Source organism: Mesorhizobium sp. Arg314, from assembly GCF_053714275.1.
The window spans coordinates 1-253 of record NZ_JBSKBP010000364.1 but is presented as its reverse complement, the minus strand read 5'-3'; the positions used below and the strand labels follow the sequence as shown (position 1 = coordinate 253).

1 protein-coding gene is annotated in these 253 nt (G+C 63.6%); it reads left to right on the top strand.

The annotated features are described in order from the left end of the window. Nucleotides 1-253: 2-oxo acid dehydrogenase subunit E2 (locus ACWGS9_RS35880; protein WP_454509572.1), on the top strand; the 253-nt coding region annotated here is incomplete at both ends.

Genomic DNA, 253 nt, shown 5'->3' with positions numbered 1-253 from the left:
TGATCACGCCGATCATCCGCCATGCCGATGAAAAGACGCTGTCCACCATCTCCAACGAGATGAAGGACCTGGCGAGCCGTGCCAGGAGCCGCAAGCTGAAGCCGGAAGAGTATCAGGGCGGCACGACGGCGGTGTCCAACCTGGGCATGTTCGGCATCAAGGACTTTGCCGCCGTCATCAACCCGCCGCATGCGACGATCCTGGCGGTCGGCGCCGGCGAGCAGCGCGCGGTGGTCAAGAACGGCGAGATCAA